This window comes from Silanimonas lenta DSM 16282 (genome assembly GCF_000429065.1).
GTDB lineage: Bacteria > Pseudomonadota > Gammaproteobacteria > Xanthomonadales > Xanthomonadaceae > Silanimonas > Silanimonas lenta.
This window is the reverse complement of the sequence record NZ_AUBD01000012.1, coordinates 1-19,844: the sequence shown is the minus strand read 5'-3', so window position 1 is coordinate 19,844 and position 19,844 is coordinate 1. Positions and strand designations below refer to the sequence as shown.

Annotated in this window: 21 protein-coding genes; 7 read left to right on the top strand and 14 right to left on the bottom strand. The window is 67.0% G+C overall.

From position 1 onward, the window contains the following. The first annotated feature begins 52 nt into the window (after positions 1 to 52). Positions 53 to 1,054 (top strand): GGDEF domain-containing protein, encoded by a 1,002-nt coding sequence (locus G408_RS0107350; protein WP_028770571.1) that lies wholly within the window; start codon positions 53 to 55, stop codon positions 1,052 to 1,054. Positions 1,055 to 1,096: 42 nt separating this feature from the next. Then, a complete protein-coding gene (locus G408_RS13670; RefSeq protein WP_051282744.1) occupies positions 1,097 to 2,434 on the top strand; it encodes an FAD-binding oxidoreductase in 1,338 nt (445 codons plus the stop codon). Here G408_RS13670 and cysC read toward each other — a convergent pair. From cysC to G408_RS0107315, 6 genes are read right to left on the bottom strand one after another with little or no spacing between them, the layout of a single operon-like run. Further along, positions 2,431 to 4,269: an adenylyl-sulfate kinase gene (gene cysC / locus G408_RS0107340; protein ID WP_037412737.1), complete on the bottom strand. Its 1,839-nt coding sequence runs from the start codon at positions 4,267 to 4,269 to the stop codon at positions 2,431 to 2,433. The genes G408_RS13670 and cysC overlap by 4 nt on opposite strands. Next, positions 4,266 to 4,616, bottom strand: coding sequence for a GtrA family protein (locus tag G408_RS0107335; RefSeq protein ID WP_281168686.1), 351 nt, complete (start codon positions 4,614 to 4,616; stop codon positions 4,266 to 4,268). Before G408_RS0107335 ends, cysC begins: the two co-directional genes overlap by 4 nt. A gap of 35 nt (positions 4,617 to 4,651) precedes the next feature. Then, positions 4,652 to 5,551 carry a sulfate adenylyltransferase subunit CysD gene (gene cysD, locus G408_RS0107330; RefSeq protein ID WP_028770568.1) on the bottom strand — a complete coding sequence of 300 codons (900 nt, stop codon included), beginning with the start codon at positions 5,549 to 5,551 and terminating at the stop codon, positions 4,652 to 4,654. Positions 5,552 to 5,599: 48 nt separating this feature from the next. Next, a complete protein-coding gene (locus G408_RS0107325) occupies positions 5,600 to 7,015 on the bottom strand; it encodes a mannose-1-phosphate guanylyltransferase/mannose-6-phosphate isomerase (protein WP_028770567.1) in 1,416 nt (471 codons plus the stop codon). Beyond that, the gene (locus G408_RS0107320; protein WP_028770566.1) at positions 7,012 to 7,449 is read right to left on the bottom strand and encodes a type II toxin-antitoxin system VapC family toxin; all 438 of its coding nucleotides are present in this window, start codon (positions 7,447 to 7,449) and stop codon (positions 7,012 to 7,014) included. The genes G408_RS0107325 and G408_RS0107320 overlap by 4 nt, the downstream gene beginning before the upstream one ends. Positions 7,450 to 7,456: 7 nt before the next feature. Then, positions 7,457 to 7,702 carry a type II toxin-antitoxin system Phd/YefM family antitoxin gene (locus tag G408_RS0107315; protein ID WP_028770565.1) on the bottom strand — a complete coding sequence of 82 codons (246 nt, stop codon included), beginning with the start codon at positions 7,700 to 7,702 and terminating at the stop codon, positions 7,457 to 7,459. A 170-nt stretch (positions 7,703 to 7,872) separates the two neighbouring features. Between G408_RS0107315 and G408_RS0107310 the strand changes: the two genes are divergently transcribed. The 5 genes from G408_RS0107310 to rfbA all read left to right on the top strand — a co-directional run bounded on the left by G408_RS0107310 (position 7,873) and on the right by rfbA (position 12,703). After that, a complete protein-coding gene (locus G408_RS0107310; RefSeq protein ID WP_028770564.1) occupies positions 7,873 to 8,619 on the top strand; it encodes an electron transfer flavoprotein subunit beta/FixA family protein in 747 nt (248 codons plus the stop codon). 23 nt (positions 8,620 to 8,642) lie between these two features. Further along, positions 8,643 to 9,581, top strand: coding sequence for an electron transfer flavoprotein subunit alpha/FixB family protein (locus G408_RS0107305; protein ID WP_028770563.1), 939 nt, complete (start codon positions 8,643 to 8,645; stop codon positions 9,579 to 9,581). A gap of 80 nt (positions 9,582 to 9,661) precedes the next feature. Next, positions 9,662 to 10,675, top strand: a complete 1,014-nt coding sequence (gene galE, locus G408_RS0107300) for a UDP-glucose 4-epimerase GalE (protein ID WP_028770562.1) — start codon at positions 9,662 to 9,664, stop codon at positions 10,673 to 10,675. Between the two features lie 80 nt (positions 10,676 to 10,755). Beyond that, positions 10,756 to 11,814 carry a dTDP-glucose 4,6-dehydratase gene (gene rfbB, locus G408_RS0107295; RefSeq protein ID WP_028770561.1) on the top strand — a complete coding sequence of 353 codons (1,059 nt, stop codon included), beginning with the start codon at positions 10,756 to 10,758 and terminating at the stop codon, positions 11,812 to 11,814. Positions 11,815 to 11,824: 10 nt separating this feature from the next. Further along, positions 11,825 to 12,703: a glucose-1-phosphate thymidylyltransferase RfbA gene (gene rfbA, locus G408_RS0107290; protein ID WP_028770560.1), complete on the top strand. Its 879-nt coding sequence runs from the start codon at positions 11,825 to 11,827 to the stop codon at positions 12,701 to 12,703. Here the strand turns inward: rfbA and G408_RS0107285 are convergent. The 8 genes from G408_RS0107285 to G408_RS15420 all read right to left on the bottom strand — a co-directional run. Continuing rightward, a complete protein-coding gene (locus tag G408_RS0107285; RefSeq protein WP_028770559.1) occupies positions 12,696 to 13,325 on the bottom strand; it encodes a CoA transferase subunit B in 630 nt (209 codons plus the stop codon). The two genes, rfbA and G408_RS0107285, sit on opposite strands and share 8 nt — an antisense overlap. Position 13,326: 1 nt before the next feature. Then, positions 13,327 to 14,040 carry a CoA transferase subunit A gene (locus G408_RS0107280; protein ID WP_037412735.1) on the bottom strand — a complete coding sequence of 238 codons (714 nt, stop codon included), beginning with the start codon at positions 14,038 to 14,040 and terminating at the stop codon, positions 13,327 to 13,329. A gap of 110 nt (positions 14,041 to 14,150) precedes the next feature. Further along, positions 14,151 to 15,341 (bottom strand): glycosyltransferase family 4 protein, encoded by a 1,191-nt coding sequence (locus G408_RS15085; RefSeq protein WP_084628123.1) that lies wholly within the window; start codon positions 15,339 to 15,341, stop codon positions 14,151 to 14,153. A gap of 230 nt (positions 15,342 to 15,571) precedes the next feature. Next, entirely contained in the window at positions 15,572 to 16,306 is a 735-nt protein-coding gene (locus G408_RS15080; protein WP_156890092.1) for a glycosyltransferase family A protein, read from the bottom strand. Continuing rightward, positions 16,303 to 17,223, bottom strand: coding sequence for an NAD-dependent epimerase/dehydratase family protein (locus tag G408_RS0107270; protein ID WP_028770556.1), 921 nt, complete (start codon positions 17,221 to 17,223; stop codon positions 16,303 to 16,305). The genes G408_RS15080 and G408_RS0107270 overlap by 4 nt, the downstream gene beginning before the upstream one ends. Then, a complete protein-coding gene (locus tag G408_RS15305; protein WP_156890091.1) occupies positions 17,220 to 18,635 on the bottom strand; it encodes a glycosyltransferase family protein in 1,416 nt (471 codons plus the stop codon). The genes G408_RS0107270 and G408_RS15305 overlap by 4 nt, the downstream gene beginning before the upstream one ends. A gap of 2 nt (positions 18,636 to 18,637) precedes the next feature. Further along, complete coding sequence (locus G408_RS0107260) at positions 18,638 to 19,384, bottom strand: glycosyltransferase family 2 protein (protein WP_028770554.1); 747 nt, start codon at positions 19,382 to 19,384, stop codon at positions 18,638 to 18,640. Continuing rightward, positions 19,381 to 19,844, bottom strand: a 464-nt coding sequence (locus tag G408_RS15420; protein ID WP_211226656.1) for a hypothetical protein, incomplete at its 5' end; no start/stop codon positions are given. The genes G408_RS0107260 and G408_RS15420, both read right to left, overlap by 4 nt.

Sequence of the window (19,844 nt, the reverse complement as noted above, 5' to 3'; positions counted from 1 at the left end):
GCCGCGCACACTTTGGCGGCAGCATGAGGACAACGCCTCCGCGGGATGCCCTATGTCCGACCTGCTGGCCCGGCTGGCCGATTCCGTCACCCGCTCGAATGGACTCGAATCCCTGACCCGCCCGCTGCTGGAACTGCTGGAGAGCATCACCGGGCTGGAATCGACCTACCTCACCACCATCGACCTCGCGCAGGGCCGGCAGCGGGTGCGCTTCGCCCGCAATGCCGGCGAGCTGCAGATCCCGGAAGGCATCGAGGTGCCCTGGGAAGACACCCTCTGCCGCCGCGCCCTCGAGGGCGGCAGCTGCGCCGTGGACGACGTTCCGGAACGCTGGGGCGACTCGGACGCCGCCCGCGCCCTTGGCATCACCAGCTATGTCACCACGCCGGTCCGGGCAGCGGACGGCGAGCTGCTCGGCACCCTGTGCGCGGCCAGCAGCCGGCGCCGGGCGGTGGATGCCGAGGCCCGCAAGGTGCTGGAACTGTTCGCCCGCCTGATCGCCCAGCAGATCGAGCGCGAGGCCCTGCTCTCGCGCCTGCAGGCCGCCAACGAGGAACTGGCCGCCCATGCCGCCACCGATGCCCTCACCGGCCTGCCCAACCGCCGCGCCGTGCGCGAGCTCCTCGCCAGCCGGCTGCAGCACGCCAACGCGCAGGGCCGGCGCCTGCACCTCGGCTTCGTCGACCTCGACGGCTTCAAGCGCATCAACGACCAGCACGGCCACGCGGCCGGCGACCGCTTCCTCAAGGCCATGGCCGGCCGCCTTGCCGGCGTGCTGCGCCAGGGCGACGTGGTGGCCCGCTACGGCGGCGACGAGTTCGTGGTGCTGTTCGACACCCCGGCCGACCATGGCGCCGCCGAGCTGCACCTCGAGGAGCGCCTGGAAGCCGCCAGCCAGGGCCGCTTCGACCTCGGCGGTGTGGTGCTGGATTACCCCGGCGCCAGCGTCGGGGTGGTCTCCAGCCTGCCCGGGGAAGCGGACGTGGATGCCCTCATCGCCCGCGCCGACGCCGCCATGTACGCCCGCAAGCAGGCCCGGCGCAACGCCGGCTGAGGCTGGGCACGCCACGGCCGCCGCCGGCCGTAGACTGGCGGCATGGACTGGCTCGATGCCCTGCCCGAGACCCGCGTGCTGCGCGCCCCGGACATTCCCGGGGAATACACCCGCGACGAATCGCATGTGCGCGGCCCGCTGCCAAGGGCCGTGGTGCGCCCGCGCAGCCCGGCCGCCCTGCGCGCACTGGTGCGCCGCGCCGGCGAGGAGGGCTTCACCCTGGTGCCGCGCGGCGCCGGCAGCGGCAAGGCCGGCGGCTGCGTGCCCACGCCGGGCAGCGTGGTGGTCGATCTCTCCGACTGGCCGGGCACGATCGCGGTCTCGCCGGAGAACCTGAGCCTCTCCGCCCCGGCCAGCGCCCCGCTGGCCCGGGTGCGCGAGGCGGCCGATGCCGTGGGCCTGTGGTATCCCCCCGACCCGAACTCCTGGCCGCTGTGCAGCTTCGGCGGCACGCTGGCCACCAATGCCGGCGGCCCGAACGCCTGCAAGTACGGCATGACCCGGCGCTGGGTACGCTGGGTGGACGCCCTGATGGCCGACGGCGAAATCCACCGCTTCGGCATCGACTCGGTGAAGCAGAACACCGGCCCCAGCCTCGCCCAGCTGCTCGTCGGCAGCGAGGGCGTGTTCGGCCTGATCCTCGGCGCCGGCGTGGGCCTGCTGCCGCGCCCGCGCGAGTTCCTCACCGTGCTGCTGCCCCTGCCCGACATGGCCCTGCTGCCGGGGCTGCCGGCGCGGCTCTCGGCCGCCGGCCTGCTGCCCTCGGCCATGGAGTTCTGGGACGCCGCCGTGCTCGCCGACCTGCGCGCCCACGGCCCGGAGGACGCCCGCCGCCTGCCGGGCGAAGCCCTGGTACTGCTCGAATTCGATGATGCCGGCTGCAGCCATGCCGGCTTCGTCGAGCATCTGCTGGAAGCCCTCGGCGAGGCCGCCGCGAACGCCGAGGTAGCCACCACCGGCCCGCAGCGCGAGGCGCTCTGGGCGCTGCGCCGCCTCACCAGCGTGCACCTCAAGCAGCGCTTCCCGAACAAGGTGAGCGAGGACGTGGTGGTGCCACGCGCACGCCTGCCCGAGTTCTTCGCCCGCCTCGCCGAAAGCGGCCTGCCGGCAGTGAGCTACGGCCACCTCGGCGACGGCAACCTGCACGTCAACCTGCTGCACGCGGGTGAGTTGGAAGGCGAGGCGTTGGAGGCCGCGCTCGAACCACTGTTCGCGCTCTGCCTCGAACTCGGTGGCGCACTCTCCGGCGAGCACGGCATCGGCCTGGCCAAGCGCGCCGCCTTCCTGCGCCATGCCGATCCCTACACGATCGCCACCCTCCGGGCGCTGAAACAGGCCCTGGACCCCCGCGGGATCTTCAACGCCGGCAAGGTGTTCTAGGCCGCGCCCTCGAGGCGCTCGATCACCGCCTGCGCCAGCGCCTCCGGCGTGTCCCGCGTGGTGTCGAGGCGCAGGTCCGGCGCCTCGGGGCGCTCGTAGGGCGCGTTCACCCCGGTGAAGTTCGGAATCTTCCCCGCCCGCGCCTTGGCATACAGGCCCTTGGGATCGCGGGCCTCGCAGACCTCGGGCGGGGTATCGACGAAGACCTCGAGGAACTCGCCCGGCGCGAACAGGCTGCGCGCCATCTCGCGCTCGCGGGCATAGGGCGCGATGAAGCTCACGATCACCACCAGCCCGGCATCCACCATCAGCTTCGCCACCTCGGCCACCCGGCGCAGGTTCTCCACGCGGTCGGCCTCGGTGAAGCCAAGATCGCGGTTGAGGCCGTGGCGCACATTGTCACCATCGAGCAGGTAGGTATGGCGCCCGCGGGCCACCAGCCCGCGCTCGACCAGGTTGGCGATGGTCGACTTGCCGGCCCCCGGCAGGCCGGTGAACCACAGGCAGCGCGGCGCCTGCCCTTTCTGCGCCGCCCGCACGGCCTTGTCCACGCTGAAGTGCTGCCAGTGCACGTTCTCGCCCCGGCGCAGGCCATGGCGCACCACGCCGGCCGCGGCGGTGGCATGGCTGAGGCGATCGACGAGGATGAAGCCGCCGAGCGCGCGCGATTCGGCATAGGGCGCGAGCGGCACTGGCGCGGCCAGGCTCAGCTTCACCAGCCCGACCTCGTTCATCGCCAGCTGCCTTGCGGGCTCGTGGGCCTGGGTGTTGATGTCGATCCGGTGGCTGATCTCGGTGACGGTGGCCGGCACCTCGCGGGTGCCGATGCGCAGCCAGTAGGCCCGGCCCGGCAGCAGCGGCGTCTCGTCCATCCACAGGAGCTGGGCGGCGAACTGGTCGCTGAGCGGCAGGGGCGAACCGGCCGCCGAGAAGAGGTCGCCGCGCGAGACGTCGCGCTCCTCGTCCAGGGTGACGAGCACCGCCTGCCCGGCCTCGGCGCGTTCGGCCGGGCGGCCCGCCACCCACAGGCGGGCGATGCGCGCCTGCTGCCCGGAGGGCTGGATCTGCACCGCATCCCCCGGCGCCAGGCAGCCCTCCGCCAGGGTGCCGGCATAGCCCCGGAAATCCTGGTCGGGGCGCAGCACCAGCTGCACTGGCAGGCGTGCCGGCGCCGTGGCCGCGGGGGCCGGCAGGGGCAGGGTTTCCAGCCATTCGAGCAGGGTGGGCCCGGTATACCAGGCGCACCCGGCCGGACGGCAGACATTGCCGCCCTCGAGGGCCGATACCGGCAGCGCGCCGACCCGCGGCAGACCGAGGGTCGCGGCCAGTGCCCGGTACTCGGCCTCGATGGCACGGAAGCGGGCCTCGTCCCAGCCCACGAGGTCCATCTTGTTCACCGCCAGCAGCAGCGTCTGCACGCCGAACAGGGCACAGATCCAGCTGTGCCGGCGGGTCTGCGGCAGCAGGCCCTTGCGCACGTCCACCAGCAGCACTGCGGCATCGGCCGTGGAGGCCCCGGTGGCCATGTTGCGGGTGTACTGCTCGTGGCCCGGGCAGTCGGCCACGATGAACCGTCGCCGCGCGGTGCCAAAGTAGCGGTAGGCGACATCGATGGTGATGCCCTGCTCGCGCTCGGCTTCGAGACCGTCGAGGAGCAGGGCGAAATCCAGTGCGCCGCCCTGCGTGCCGAAGCGTGCCGAGTCGCGCGCCAGGGCGGCGAGCTGGTCCTCGTGCAGGGCCCCGCTGTCGTAGAGCAGGCGGCCGAGCAGGGTGCTCTTGCCATCGTCCACGCTGCCGCAGGTGATGAAACGAAGGTGTCCGGGTTCCGGGCTCATCGGTAGATCCAGTATCGGGACGCAGTGAACTGCAGCACGGCGAGCACGGCGTCGATGAAGGGCTTGGCGGCCACGGCCGGCCACAGGCCGAAGCGGGCATCGAGGACCGCCACGGCCAGGGTGCTGGCCAGGGTGAGACCGCTCCAGACCAGGGCGAAACGCCGCAGCGGCCGACCGGCGAGGGACGGCCGCGCGGGATGGGCGAAGGTGACCCGGCCATTCAGCAGGAAGCCGGCCATCGCTCCGCTCGCGCGCGCCAGCAAATTGGCCGGAAACGCCGCCAGGCCGGCAAGGCCGAGGGCCAGGAAGACCAGGCCGTCCACCCCCACCTGGACCAGCCCGAACAGGCCGTACCAGGCGATCTGCCGGGGCAGGGCCGGACTCAGAAGTAGCCCTCCCGCTTCTTCTTCTCCATCGAATCGCCGGGCACGTGGTCGATCACCCGGCCCTGGCGCTCCGAGCGCCGGGTCTGCTCCAGCTCGGCGATGATCTTCGCCACCGTATCGGCCTCCGATTCGATGCCGCCGGTGAAGGGCCAGCAGCCGAGCGTGCGGAAACGCACCCGGCGCAGCACGGTCCGCTCGCCCTCGCGCAGCGGCATGCGATCGTCATCGCGCATCAGCAGCACGCCGTCGCGCTCGACGACCGGGCGATCCTTCGCGAAATACAGCGGCGGCAGCTCGATGCCTTCGCGCTCGATGTAACGCCACACGTCCATCTCGGTCCAGTTCGAGAGCGGGAAGGCGCGCACGCTCTCGCCGGGGTGAATACGGCCGTTGTACTGGCTCCAGAGTTCCGGCCGCTGGGCCTTGGGCTCCCAGCGCAGAGCGGCGTTGCGGAAGCTGAAGATGCGCTCCTTGGCCCGCGAGGCCTCCTCGTCGCGGCGCGCCCCGCCGATGGCGCAGTCGTAGCCGCCGGCAGCCAGGGCCTGCCGCAATGCCTGCGTGCGCATCACCTCGGTATGCACCGTCACCCCGTGCACGAAGGGATCGATGCCGGCCCTTCGCCCCTCCTCGTTCACGTGCACCCGCAGTTCCACGCCATGCTTCGCCGGCACGGCATCGCGGAAGGCATAGGCCTCGGCGAACTCGAAGGTGCTGTCGATGTGCAGCAGCGGAATCGGCGGGCGGGCCGGGGCGAAGGCCTTCACCAGCAGGTGCAGCAGGGTGGTGCTGTCCTTGCCGATCGAGTAGAGCAGCACGGGATTGCGGAACTGCGCCGCCACCTCGCGGATCACGTGGATGGCCTCGGCCTCCAGCCGGTCGAGATGGCTCAGCGCCACAGGCGCACTCCTGCCGCGGCAGGCCGTGCCGGCCGCCTCGGCCCCGCCTCACGCATGCCGGCCATACACGTCATCCAGGCGGACGATGTCGTCCTCGCCGAGGTAATCACCGCTCTGCACCTCGATCAGGGCGAGCGGCTCGGTGCCGGGATTCTTCAGCCGGTGCACGCTGCCCTTCGGGATGTAGGTGCTCTGGTTCTTCTCGAGGCGGAACACGCGGCCGTCGCAGGTCACTTCGGCCACGCCGTCGACCACGATCCAGTGCTCGGCGCGATGGGCATGCTTCTGCAGGCTCAGGGAAGCCCCCGGCTTGACCACGATGCGCTTGACCTGGAAGTGCTCGCCACGGTCCACGCTGTCGTAATGCCCCCAGGGGCGGTACACCTGCCGGTGGTTCACGTGCTCGCTGCGGCCGGCGGCCTTGAGGGCATCGACGATGGCCTTCACCTCCTGCACCCGGTCGCGGTGCGCCACGAGCGTGGCGTCCGGAGTATCGACGATGACGAGATCACGCACGCCCACGGTGGCGATCAGGTGGTCGCCCACGGCATGCAGCAGGCAGTCGCGGGTGTCGCGCACCAGCACATCGCCGCTGATGACATTGCCGGCGGCATCCTGCGGACCGATGGCCCAGAGCGCACTCCATGAACCGATATCGTTCCAGTCACAGTCCACCGGCACCACGGCGGCGCGGCGGGTCTTCTCCATCACCGCATAGTCGATGGAATCGGAGGGCGAGGCGGCGAAGGCCTCGCGGTCGATACGGATGAAGTCGAGGTCGGCCCTGGCCTGTGCCATGGCCGTGCGGGCCGCGGCCAGCATGGCCGGCGCGTGTTCGGCCAGCTCCTCGAGATAGCGGTCGGCGCGGAACAGGAAGATGCCGGCATTCCACACGTAGCGGCCATCGGCGAGGTAGGCCCGGGCCGTGGCGGCATCCGGCTTCTCCACGAAGCGCTCGACGGCGAACACGCCCTCGGCCAGCGCCGTACCGCAACGGATGTAGCCATAGCCGGTATGCGCCTCGGTGGGCGCGATGCCGAAGGTCACCAGCGCACCCGCCTCCGCTGTCGCGCGGGCCTGCTGCACCGCCGCCACCCAGCGCTCCGGGGCACCAATGCGGTGGTCGGCCGGCAGCACCAGCAGCAGGGCCTCGGGGTCGCGTTCAGCGACCTGCAACGCGGCCAGCGCGATGGCCGGGGCGGTGTTGCGGGCCAGCGGCTCCAGCACGATGGCCCGCGGCGTCACGCCGAGGGCCTGCAGCTGCTCGCCGGCGAGGAAGCGATGGTCGTCGCTCGCCACCACCAGCGGCGCCGTGGCGCCAGGCACCAAAGCCGCCCGCTTCACGGTCTGCTGGAACAGGGTGTCGGCACCGCCGAGGGCGAGGAACTGCTTGGGCAGGTTCTGCCGCGAGAGCGGCCACAGGCGGGTGCCGCTGCCGCCGCTGAGGATCACCGGGACGATCATGCGAGTTCTTCCTGGAGCAGTCGCGCCTGCACGCCGAAGCGGACGGCGGCCTTCGCGAGGGTCGAATCGAGGGTGACGAGGGCGAGGCCCTCGCGGGCGGCCATCGCGAGATGCAGGGCATCGCCGGCCCGCAGGCCACTGGCGGGGTCGGCCGCCAGGCGTGCGGCGAGCGCGAAATCGGCCTCCTCCACGCTGACGCGGCGGCAGGCCTGTTCGAGGCTTGCGCTGAACAGGGTCATGACCTCCGCGGCCTGCGCCGCATCGAGCTGGCCGGTGCGCTGCTTCAAGGACAGGGCGCCGGCGAACTCCGCCTGCACCCAGCCGCTGACGTTCAGCACGCCGGGCGTCTGCTTTTCCAGCCATGCCTGCGCCGTGGGCGTGAACGGCTCGCGGCACAGGGCCGCCACCCAGACACTGGTGTCGATGTAGACCATCGGGCGGTCAGTAGCGTGCGCCGTCGCGCAGCTCGCGGATGAAGTCCGCGGCCGGTGCCTGCTCGGCCTGTTGCGCGGTGGCGCGCCGGAAGGCGGCGACGTCGAGGCGACGGGCCTTGTCGCGGACCTGCTGGATGCGCGCCACCGGCTTGCCGTGCCGGGTGATGACCACCTCGTCGCCATGCGCCACGCGCTCGGTCAGCTCCGAAAGGCGGGCCTTGGCCTCGGCAAGATTGAGGGTGAGCGTGCTCATATCGCCATCTGACCAAAAAAATGGTCAGAGCGCAAGACGGCCCGGCCGGCACATCGCCGCGCCCCGGCGACACCGCCCTCGACCCCATCCCCACGACCGCACGCGACCCAGCCGTTAGAATCGGGGGCCCGCCGCAGCCCGCGGCCGCCCTTCCCCATCGATACGACCCCATGAAGATCCTCGTCGCCTACAAGCGGGTGGTGGACTACAACGTCCGCATCCAGGTCAAGCCGGACGGTTCCGGCGTCGTCACCGAGGGCGTCAAGCTCTCACCCAACCCCTTCGACGACATCGCCCTCGAGGAGGCCCTGCGCCTGCGAGAGAAGGGCATCGCCTCGGAGGTGATCGTCGCCACCATCGCCCCGGCCGACGCCCAGGCCCACCTGCGCAACGGCCTCGCCATGGGCGCCAACCGCGCCATCCACGTGGTCACCGACACCGCCGTTCAGCCGCTCACCGCCGCCCGCACCCTGCTGAAGCTGGTGGAGCGGGAGCAGCCGGGCCTGGTGATCCTCGGCAAGCAGGCCATCGACGACGATTCCAGCCAGACCGGCCAGATGCTGGCCACGCTCTGGGGCCGCCCGCAGGCCACCTTCGCCTCGAAGGTCGAAGTGACCGGCGAGATCGCCACCGTCACCCGTGAAGTCGATGCCGGCCTCGAGACCCTCGAGGTCGACCTGCCGGCCGTGATCACCACCGACCTGCGCCTCAACGAGCCACGCTTCATCAAGCTGCCGGACATCATGAAGGCCAAAACGAAGCCGCTGGAGACGCTGCCGCTCGCCGAGCTCGGCGTCGAGCCGGGCGATTTCCTCACCACCACCCACTACGCTCCGCCGCCGAAGCGCACGAAGGGCGTGATGGTGAAGGACGTCGCCGAACTGGTGGCGCTGCTGAAAGCCAAGGGCCTGGCCTGAGCCGGGACGACGGAGCACATGACATGAGCAAGATCCTGATCGTCGCCGAACACCTCGACGGCACGCTGAACCCCGCCACCGCCCGCTGCGTCACTGCCGCCACCCGGATCGGTGGCGAGATCCACATCGCCGTGCTGGCCGCCGACCCGGCCAATGTTGCCGCCCAAGCCGCCAGGATCGCCGGCGTGGCCAAGGTGATCACCGTGGCCCGCGCCGAGAACGCGCATGCCCTGGCCGCCGTGCTGGCCCCGCAGGTTGCCGCGCTCGCGGCCGGCTACAGCCATGTGCTGCTGCCCTCCACCACCTTCGGCCGCGACCTCGCCCCCTGCGTGGCCGCCCTGCTCGGCGTGGCCCAGGTCTCCGATCTGATGGCCGTGGACGGCCCGCATGCCTTCAAGCGCCCGATCTATGCCGGCAACGCCATCATCTCGGTCACCGCGCCCGCCGACCGCACCGTGGTGGCCACCGTACGACCGGCCTCCTGGCCGGCTGCCGGCAACGGTGGCAACGCGCCGATCGAGGCAGCGAGCCTCGATGTCGCCCTGCCCACGCATACCCGCTTCCGAGGTCTTTCCACCGGCAAGAGCGACCGCCCGGACCTGCAGAGCGCCGGGAAGGTGGTCTCCGGTGGTCGCGGCGTGGGCTCGGCCGAGAACTTCGAGCTCATCTATCGGCTCGCCGACAAGCTCGGCGCCGCGGTCGGCGCCTCGCGCGCGGCAGTGGATGCCGGCTACGTGCCGAACGACATGCAGGTGGGCCAGACCGGCAAGATCATCGCCCCCGAGCTCTACATCGCCATCGGCATCTCCGGCGCCATCCAGCACCTCACCGGCATCAAGGATGCCGGCACCATCGTCGCCATCAACAAGGATGCAGACGCGCCGATCTTCGAGATCGCCGACATCGGCCTCGTGGGCGACCTGTTCCAGATCGTTCCGGAACTCGAGAAGGCCCTGGGCTGACGCCCTCTTGCCCCGCCACGGAGTGGCGGGGCTCCCCCCGGGCCGTGGCCCCCGCCGCGGCCCCGTGCAAGGAGTGAGGCATGAAGGTGCTGGTCACCGGCGGCGCCGGTTACATCGGCTCGCATACCGTGGTGGAACTCGTCGCCGCCGGCTTCGACGTCCACATCGTCGACAACTTCTGCAACAGCGAGCGCTGGATCCTCGAACGCCTCGCCACCCTGTGCGGGCGCGGGATCCCGCATACCGAGCTCGACCTGCTCGATGAGGCCGCACTACAGGCCTGTTTCGCCGAAGTGCGACCCGGGGCAGTGATCCACTTCGCCGCCCTCAAGGCCGTGGGCGAGAGCGTGCAGCAGCCGCTGCGCTACCACCGCAACAATGTCGGCGGCACCCTCGCCCTTCTTCAGGCCATGCAGGACCACGGCTGCCCGCACCTCGTGTTCAGCAGCTCGGCCACCGTCTATGGCGTGCCCGAGCGCTGCCCCATCCGCGAGGACGCCCCGCTCGGCGCCACCAATCCCTATGGCCAGACCAAGCTGGTGATGGAGCACGTGATCCGCGACCTCCTGGCCGCGCCCGGCAGCACGCTGAAAGCCGCCATCCTGCGCTACTTCAACCCCGCCGGCGCCCACGAGAGCGGGCTGATCGGCGAACTGCCGCGCGGCGTGCCGAACAACCTGGTGCCCTTCGTGGCCCAGACCGCCGCCGGCCTGCGCGAGGCCATCCAGGTCTTCGGCAACGACTACCCCACCCGCGACGGCACCGGCGTGCGCGACTACATCCACGTCGTCGATCTTGCCCAGGCCCATGTCGCGGCCCTGCGGGCCCTGCGCGATGGCGAGGCCCGCGAGATCACGGTCAATCTCGGCACCGGCACCGGCTATTCCGTGCTCGAGGTGATCGAAGCCTTTGGCCGCGCCGTGGGCCGCCCCATCCCCCACCGCATCGCCCCGCGCCGCCCCGGCGACGTGGCCGAATGCTGGGCCGACCCGGCCCTGGCCGAGCGCCTGCTGGGCTGGAAGGCCCGCCGCGGCCTCGATGCCATGTGTACCGATGCGTGGCGGTGGCAGAAAACTCTGTCTCCTTCTGTCTGACCCGCTATCCTTCGCACCCTGTGTGTTCGGCGGCCATCGCCGCGCACGACATCCCCCCAATCAATCCTTCGGAGTCCCTCATGCAGACCTGGCTGGTCACCGGCGGTGCCGGTTTCATCGGCGGCAACTTCGTGCTCGAGGCGCGGCAGAAGAAGCTCGCCCGCATCGTGAACCTCGATGCCCTCACCTATGCCGGCAACCGCGAGACCCTGGCCTCGCTGGAGGGCGATCCCGGGCATGTGTTCGTGCATGGCAGCATCGGCGATCGCGCTTTGGTCTCGCACCTGCTGGCGGAGCACGGCGTCGATGCGGTGATCAACTTCGCCGCCGAGAGCCATGTCGACCGTTCGATCGACGGCCCGGCCGCCTTCATCCAGACCAATGTCGTCGGCACCCTCGCCCTGCTCGAGGCCGCCCGCGACTACTGGAAGGGCCTGCCGCCCGACAAGGCCGCGGCCTTCCGCTTCCTGCACGTCTCCACCGACGAGGTCTATGGCTCGCTCGGCGACACCGGCCATTTCACCGAAGAGACGCCCTATGCCCCGAACTCGCCCTACTCGGCCTCCAAGGCGGCTTCCGACCACCTCGTCCGCGCCTTCCACCACACCTACGGGCTGCCGGTGCTGACGACCAACTGCTCGAACAACTACGGGCCCTACCAGTTCCCCGAGAAGCTGATCCCGCTGATGATCCAGAAGCTGGTGAAGGGCGAGCCGCTGCCGGTGTACGGCGATGGCAGCAATGTGCGCGACTGGCTCTACGTGGGCGACCACTGCGCGGCGATCCGTGCCGTGCTCGCGCGTGGCCGCGTCGGCGAGACCTACAACGTGGGCGGGGACGCCGAGCGCCGCAACCTCGAGGTGGTGCACGCCCTCTGCGATGCCATCGACCAGCGCCGCCCGCGCAGCGATGGCCGGTCGCGGCGGGTGCAGATCAGCTTCGTGAAGGACCGCCCGGGCCACGACAGGCGTTACGCCATCGACGCCTCCAAGCTCAAGCGCGAACTCGGCTGGGCGCCCACGGTGAGCTTCGAGGAAGGGCTTTCCCGTACCGTCGACTGGTATCTCGCCAACGAGGCCTGGGTGAACAACATCCTCGACGGCAGCTACCGCCTCGAGCGCATCGGCACGGCGGCCTGAGGAGAGCGCCATGACCCAGCGCAAGGGCATCATCCTCGCCGGCGGTTCCGGCACCCGGCTCTACCCGATCACCAAGGGCGTGAGCAAGCAGCTGCTGCCGGTATACGACAAGCCGATGATCTACTACCCGCTCTCGGTGCTGATGCTGGCCGGCATCCGCGAGGTGCTGGTCATCAACACTCCGCACGAGCAGCCGCTGTTCCAGGGCCTGCTGGGCGATGGCGCGCAGTGGGGCATGCGCTTCGAGTACGTGGCGCAGCCCAGCCCCGATGGCCTCGCCCAGGCCCTGATCCTCGGCCGCGACTTCCTCGATGGCGCGCCCTCCTGCCTCGTGCTGGGCGACAACATCTTCTACGGCAGCGGCTTTACCGAGCTGTTGAAGCGGGCCGACGCCCGCACCACCGGCGCCACCGTGTTCGGCTACTGGGTGAAGGATGCGAAGGCCTACGGCGTGGCCGAGTTCGATGCGCAGGGCCGCGTCGTCGGCCTCGAGGAAAAGCCAGCGCAGCCGAAATCGAACTACGCCGTCACCGGCCTCTACTTCTACGATGGCCGGGCCCCGGAGTTCGCGGCCGGGCTCAGGCCCTCGCCGCGTGGCGAGCTCGAGATCACCGACCTCAACCGCCGCTACCTCGAGGATGGCTCCCTGCACCTCGAGAAGATGGGCCGCGGCTACGCCTGGCTGGATACCGGCACCCACGAGTCCCTGCTGCAGGCCGGCAATTTCATCGAGACCATCGAGCAGCGCCAGGGCCTACGCGTGGCCTGCCCGGAGGAGATCGCCTATACCAAGGGCTGGATCGACGCCGCCCAGCTCGAAGCCCTCGCCAGGCCCCTGGCGAAGAACGGCTACGGCCAGTACCTGCTCTCGCTGCTCCAGCCTAGCTGACCAACGCCACCCCGGTCCGGCCCCTCACCTCGTCCAGGGCCACGCCCGGCGCCAGCTCGGCCACCTTCAGGCCCTCCGGAGTGACGTCGAACACGCCGAGTTCGGTGATGATGCGGTTCACCACGCCCACGCCAGTGAGCGGCAGGGTGCATCGCGGCACGATCTTGTGCTCGCCGTTCTTCGCCGTGTGCTCCATCAGCACCACCACGCGCTTCACCCCGGCCACGAGATCCATCGCCCCGCCCATGCCCTTCACCATCTTGCCGGGCACCATCCAGTTGGCGAGATCACCCTTGTCGGTCACCTGCATGGCGCCGAGAATGGCAAGGTCGATGTGGCCACCGCGGATCATCGCGAAGCTGTCGTGGCTGCCGAAGAAGCTGGCGCCCGGGCGGGCCGTCACCGTCTGCTTGCCGGCATTGATGAGATCGGGATCGACCTCGTCCTCGGTGGGGAAAGGGCCGATGCCGAGCAGGCCGTTCTCGCTCTGCAACCAGACATCCATACCCTCGGGAATGTGATTGGCCACCAGGGTCGGCAGGCCGATGCCGAGGTTCACGTAAGCGCCATCGGAAAGCTCGCGGGCGGCGCGCGCGGCCATTTCGTCGCGGGTCCAGGGCATCTTACTTGCCTCCTTCGCGGGTGGTGCGCTGCTCGATGCGCTTTTCGGGATTGGGGTTGAGCACGATGCGATCGACATAGATGCCCGGCAGGTGCACCTGGTCCGGATCGATCTCGCCGATCTCCACCAGCTCCTCCACCTCGGCCACGCAGACCTTGCCGGCCATGGCGCAAGCCGGGTTGAAGTTGCGCGCCGTCTTGCGGAACACCAGGTTGCCCGCCCGGTCCGCCTTCCAGGCCTTGACCAGCGAGACATCGGCAACCAGGGCCGTCTCCAGGACATACCAGTGCTCGCCGAACTGGCGCGTCTCCTTGCCCTCGGCCACCACCGTACCGTAGCCGGTGCGGGTGTAGAAGGCCGGGATGCCCGCCCCGCCGGCGCGCAGGCGCTCGGCCAGCGTGCCCTGCGGGTTGAACTCGAGCTCGAGCTCGCCGGCGAGGTACTGGCGCTCGAACTCCTTGTTCTCGCCCACGTAGCTCGAAATCATCTTGCGGATCTGCCGCGTGGCGAGCAGCTGGCCAAGGCCAAAGCCGTCGACCCCGGCATTGTTCGAGATGACGGTGAGGTCCTTCACCCCGGAATCGCGCAGGGCGGCGATCAGGGCCTCGGGAATGCCGCAGAGGCCGAAGCCGCCGACGGCGAGGGTCTGGCCGTCGGAAACGAGATCAGCAAGTGCCGACCCCGCGTCGCCATAAACCTTTCTTGAGCTGATCATCTGGATGTACCGGGAGAGATATCGGAAGGGGGAAGGCTTCTTGCAAAAACCTGCAACTCATTCTACTGAAGATCAATGACGGACCAGATGACCCCAAAGTACGATCCTGACTAGGGAATCGACATCGAGAACCTTTCCCATGTCCGCCTCGCGAGAGCCGCGTTCTGCTCTCTCACGAGCCTCGAAGCGAAGAGGGGATCAGAGATCACGCGTCTTGCTGCCGCAGCAAACTGAATCGCCTCATCCTCCCCCTGAATCAACGCATCGGGACCGAGGAAATCGGGAACCCCGCCCACATTCGATGCAATGATGGGAAGCTGCGCACGTGCCGCATCGAGCAGGATCGTCGGCATCCCGTCCCAGGATGAGGTGTATACAAACAAACCATGCTGCTCGTCGACGATGTCAGTAAAAGCATCGAATGGACCATGCAGCGTCACATTCGGAAGTTGCTTGAGCATCGAAACCGATGCTCCATGACCGGGGACAATTGGCGCGCCATGGACATCCCAATGGAGCTCCGGCGTGAGCCGGGCAATCTCCGCTACCAGGTCAAGCCGCTTCTGGCGATCAAACCTGCCAGCCCAAAGTACCCGCGATCCCTTTGGCGATGTGCAAGAACCATTGGACGGTGACGGAGCAGGAAAATCGGCAACGATGAAGAACGATGCAGGGAGCCCATGCCTTCGCTGCCATATGGCAGGGGCATTCCGGTTGTCTACCAGAACCGCATCGATCCAAGGACTGCACGCAGCAAGGCAGGACTCGGCATATCCAGAAGGAATGCCCGCTTCGTCCAGTTCATCGCAGAACAGCGAGGCATAGATCTTCGAGACTGCCTTGAGGGATGGGCCATGCTTCCTTAGCGCCGCCCATCCATGTCGCGAGCCAACGACATGAATGTCGCTCGGCGCAAGCTGAACGAGAAGACGCGTAAGAACCTCTATCCCATCATCCCCGTCGAAGTGAAGCGAAGCCAGTTCACTTCCGATCTCAAGAAACTGGACTCCGCTGGGGAGCCTGTCTCGCCATGGTGAGTCACTAGGCTCCGTAGCAAGTACGAGCACCCGCATCCCACGATCAACGGCAAGCACTCTCGTCAACGCGATCGCCCACCGGTCAGCCCCTCCAGGCTTCAGCCACGGCACGACCACGACCGCATCGATTGGGGCGCTTATGGCTTGACGGATCCTGAAGTAAGCCTCTCCGGAATAGGCCCGGTGGTATGGAGGATGGTAAATGGAGACCCCTCGTCGGAACAGCATGCCGGGGTTCAGAGAGGCATCAACCTCCTTCGCCATGACTCCCAGTTCCCGGATGGCCCAGTCCGGGAGAGGATCCCGGGGAGGGAAGTCAACCCGGCGCCGCACCAGCAACTCATCCGGAACCCATGCCGGCACGGAGCCGGGAAAAACCCACCGGACTACGGATAGCACACAGCGCTTCAGTGCCACCTGAAGCGCAGGAGGGAGCCGACTCAACAAACGGCGATCGACTGCACCGGCAATACGACGGGCTACAGACTTCCAATTCACGGAATATCAAAGAAAGCGGAGCGCGCGGGGATCGCGAATCGACGCTTGTGGTCCTGATTCATCGAGCCATCTGTTTTCGATCGGACACAGTGTAGTGAACCCGGAGCAATCCGATGCACGCAACCTGCCGCAATGGTGTCACAATGCCAGAGCCAGTCCTCATGGCCGAACCCGCTCCCGACCACATTGGACCTGCGGTACGGAAACCGCAGACGGATTTCACGATGGGCAAAGCTGCAGGAATTCCAAGGATTGGCCACAAGAAAGATGCCGCGCCTGAGAAGCGGGTCATCGTCGCCACGCTGCCGCTGGATCATTGCATCACCGCCAAAGAAAACCACCCATTCCGGGTGGATGATGGGTTGACGGGGATCGGCTCGCCCCGTCAAGACTGAACTGGCGATCCATGAGGCAGAGACGTAGTCATCGGCATCGAGAACGCCAATCCATTCTGCGTTGGCGTGAGACATGGCTCGATTCCTCGATTCACCCACATCACCCTCGTCCACACTGATCACCTTATCCCCATCAAGCATCTCCGGAAGGCTCGCCGAAACCCGGATTGTCTCTGGTGTGGGACGATCGAGCACCACGATGACCTGGGTCGTCAACCCATGGTTCCTCGCTCTCAGGCGCGCACGCGCCAGGGAATTCCACGACTTCTGGAGCAGCACCCCCTCCGCGTGGGCCGTGAGTACGATGCAGGCATCGAACATGCGGACATCGATCACGCGGGGACCGTTGGGACCATGTGCGCCACAGTCGCACGAATGCCAGTATCAAAATCCATTTCCGGAACCCATCCCAGCTCTGCCTTCGCCCTGGCACAATCAAGGACGATACGTGGCACGTCAGCTGGCGAGGCAGGACCGAAGTTCAACCGTGCCGGCACCCCCATCACGCTCGCCACCATCTCGATGACGTCCCGGACACTCAAACCAATACCGCTCCCGATATTCATGGCACCTTCTGCCGGTGAGCTAACGGCCATCGCAACCGCGCGCGCCACATCTGTAACGTACACGTAATCCCTGACAGCAGATCCGTCACCCCGGACATCGATCGGCATCCCGTGCCGGAGCCGATAAATGACAGTCCCCACAAGCCCCTGAACACCCGATCCCGCCTGTCGCGGACCGTAAGGATTTGAGGGTCTCAACGCCAAGGCAGAGAAGCCATGGACTTTCGAGAAAACGCGGAGATAGTGCTCGCAGGCCAGCTTGACGATGCCGTAGCCCGAAATGGGCTGGCAAGACTTGCCTTCATCCACCATATCACTGTCGCTGACGCCGTAGACCGTCCCCCCGGATGACAGATAGACGATGCGGGGGACACGGCTCCGCACCATCCCCTGAATGATGCGCAGTGTCCCTACAAGGTTTTGCTCCACGTCACGCACCGGGTCCGTCATGGAAGTGGACGGGACAGACGTCGAGGCGGCATGTACGACACACTCCATACCGGGAAGAACGTCATCGAGCACTGCCTCGTCGAGGAACGATCCTCTGACATACCCGACTCCATCCCAATCGAGATCCGGGCGCTGCTCCCCAATATCGAGGACCGTTACCTGGTGCCCCATGCTGCGGAGCGCAACGACTGCATGGGAGCCAATGAAGCCATTTCCTCCGGTCAGAAGTACTTTCATGCTGCCCCCTCCGACGCCCGAACGACAGGCAGGAAATAGCCATCCACAGCGCGCAGATGCTCTACGAAACCATCCCAGCGACGCGTCGAGGCAAGGCGCTCCCACTGCTTCTTTCTCAGCATCTGGCGAAGCTCGAAGGAGGAGCGGATCTGCTCGAGGCGGGTCTTGAAGGCATCGATATCATCAAAGCGATCGACAAGATCATCTGGATCGCAGAAATCAGGAATCCCCCCCACCTTGGGGGCACAAATTGGAACCCCTGCCGCAGCAACATCGAACAGGATCGTGGGAACTCCCTCCCAGGCTGTGGTGTGCAGATAGGCAAAATGCTCTGGCAACACCACGTCCTCGAGGCGTGAAAAAGCACCATGCATCGTGACGTTCGGAAGCGACTGCAGCTTCGTGATAGCAGGATCTGCCGGCCCCATGACACGATCCCCCCAAACATCAAAATGACAGGACGGCATGGCTTCGGCAATTGCCGCTAGAATATCGGGCCGTTTCTGCCGGTCAAGGCGCCCTGCCCAAAGAATGCGGGTAGGCGATGCCTCCGGATCCAGTGGCTTCAGAGGCTCGACGGCCCTGTCATACGGAAAGGGGAGCACCATGAACCTCGAAACATCGACCCCCAGATCCCGCACCCAGACTTTCGGAGCCTCACTGTTGTCGGTGAATACTCGCGTCAGCCACTTCAGGGCTACACGAAGATAGTCGCGCGCATACCCAACGGGGACCATACGACTCGTATGATCATCGCAGAACAACGAGGCAAACAGAGAGGAATTTTGCGAGAGTGCAAGCCCGTGGCGGGCGATGCACTCCCATCCCACTCTCGAGTTGATTACATGGATGGTGGCGGGCGCCAGTTGTACGAGCAGACGCGTCGCAACAGCCACCTGCTTACTGAAATCAAGCCCACGCGCCTGCTTGCCAAACTCGACGAAGCGAACCGATGAGGGCAGCTTTTCCGCCCACGGCGAATCGGCATCCTCAGTGGCAATAACGAGCACCCGGGCCTGGGGGATGGACTCCACGATGGCACGTACATGGTAAATAGCCCCGCGATCCGCCCCTCCCGCCTTGAGCCAGGGCACCATGAGAATATGGGTGGGCGCTATGTCACCAACTGTGTTGATCAGGCTACGGTACACTCGCCCAGGCCCAGAATTCACCGGTACAGAATAGAACTGGAACCGAGCGACGGAGTCATCCGCAGGGAGCAGTTCTGGCTCGATGCGTACTAATTCCTTCAGCTCATCTACCACCCACTCCGGCATGGACGGCGGCACCCAGGCGCTAGGCGACGCCATCGCTCCCTGTGATGGAGTAGCCGAATATTCGAGCCGGCTGGCCACGGCTCTAAGAATACGGGCAAGACGCGCCTTCATGCGAGACATGAACTCAGCGGACATGCTCACTCCCCCCTGGCAGCCCAGAGACTGCCATATTGGAATAGCGCCGTTGGGGGCATCACCGAGTGGAGCCCGTGGCTTACCTCATTGAGCGACCCATGGTACTTGCGCCGATAAACGTACACGGCTCCCCAGGCCAGCCGATGGACTAGCCCCCTCGCGATCGTTTCACAGTTCCAGTACCAGTCTTCGAAGCCGAACCCGGTTGCCCTTGGGTAACAGGCACGGTAGGGAATCTCTTCGAAAATTGACCTGTGCGAGAACGCCGCGCTGATCCATGGATTCACTGTCAGAAGCGAATCGGCATCGAAATACTCTCCAGCCTGATCGACCTGCCAGTTGAATGCGTTGTACATTCCGAAGCTGACCACCATCTCCGGGTGGAGAACGGTTCGAAGATCGTTCCTTTCCGCCTCAATCAGGTGGCAGCAGAAATACCGTCGAGAAATCAGATCATCCCCGTCCAGTGTGCAGATGTACTCCCCCGAACTGGCAAAAACTCCGGAATTTCTCGCAAGCGCCAGGTCGCCATGATCCACCTCGACGAATTTCTCCGAACCATCAAGTAGAGGATGGGATATGACGATGGCCTTCGTTTTCGGATCTGCCCTATCCAGAACGAACACCATCTCCACGCTGAAGCCCTCGTCTCGTGCAAACCTGCGAGAAAGCAGGTAGGAATTCATGGCGGTATGCGCCAGAACATCCTCATTGTGCAAGGTAACGATGGCACTCAGTTTTGGTCTCATTTGTTTTCTCCATTATTGACTTCCATTTCAGGCAGAACCCGAAGCCATCTTGCAAGCCGAACGGGACGTGACGACTCGAGCCAATTCAGCCTGACAAGAGCAGCCTGGGTTCGCTCCTTCTCGGTGGCAAGCGCTGCCTCCAGACATTCTCGCCGCTGCATTTCAGTGCCCAGCGCCGCCTGCAGCGACGAACGCTGGCCCTCCAGCCAGGCCACCGCCGCTTCGCGCTCCGACAGATGCTCGCGCAACGCCTGCTCCGCCGCCGCGCGTTCCTCCAGCGCCGCCTGCAGCGACGAACGCTGGCCCTCCAGCCAGGCCACCGCCGCCTCGCGCTCCGACAAATGCTCGCGCAGCGCCTGCTCCGCCGCCGCACGCTCCTCCAGCGCCGCCTGCAGCGACGTGCGCTGGCCCTCCAGCCAGGCCACCGCCGCCTCGCGCTCCGACAAATGCTCGCGCAGCG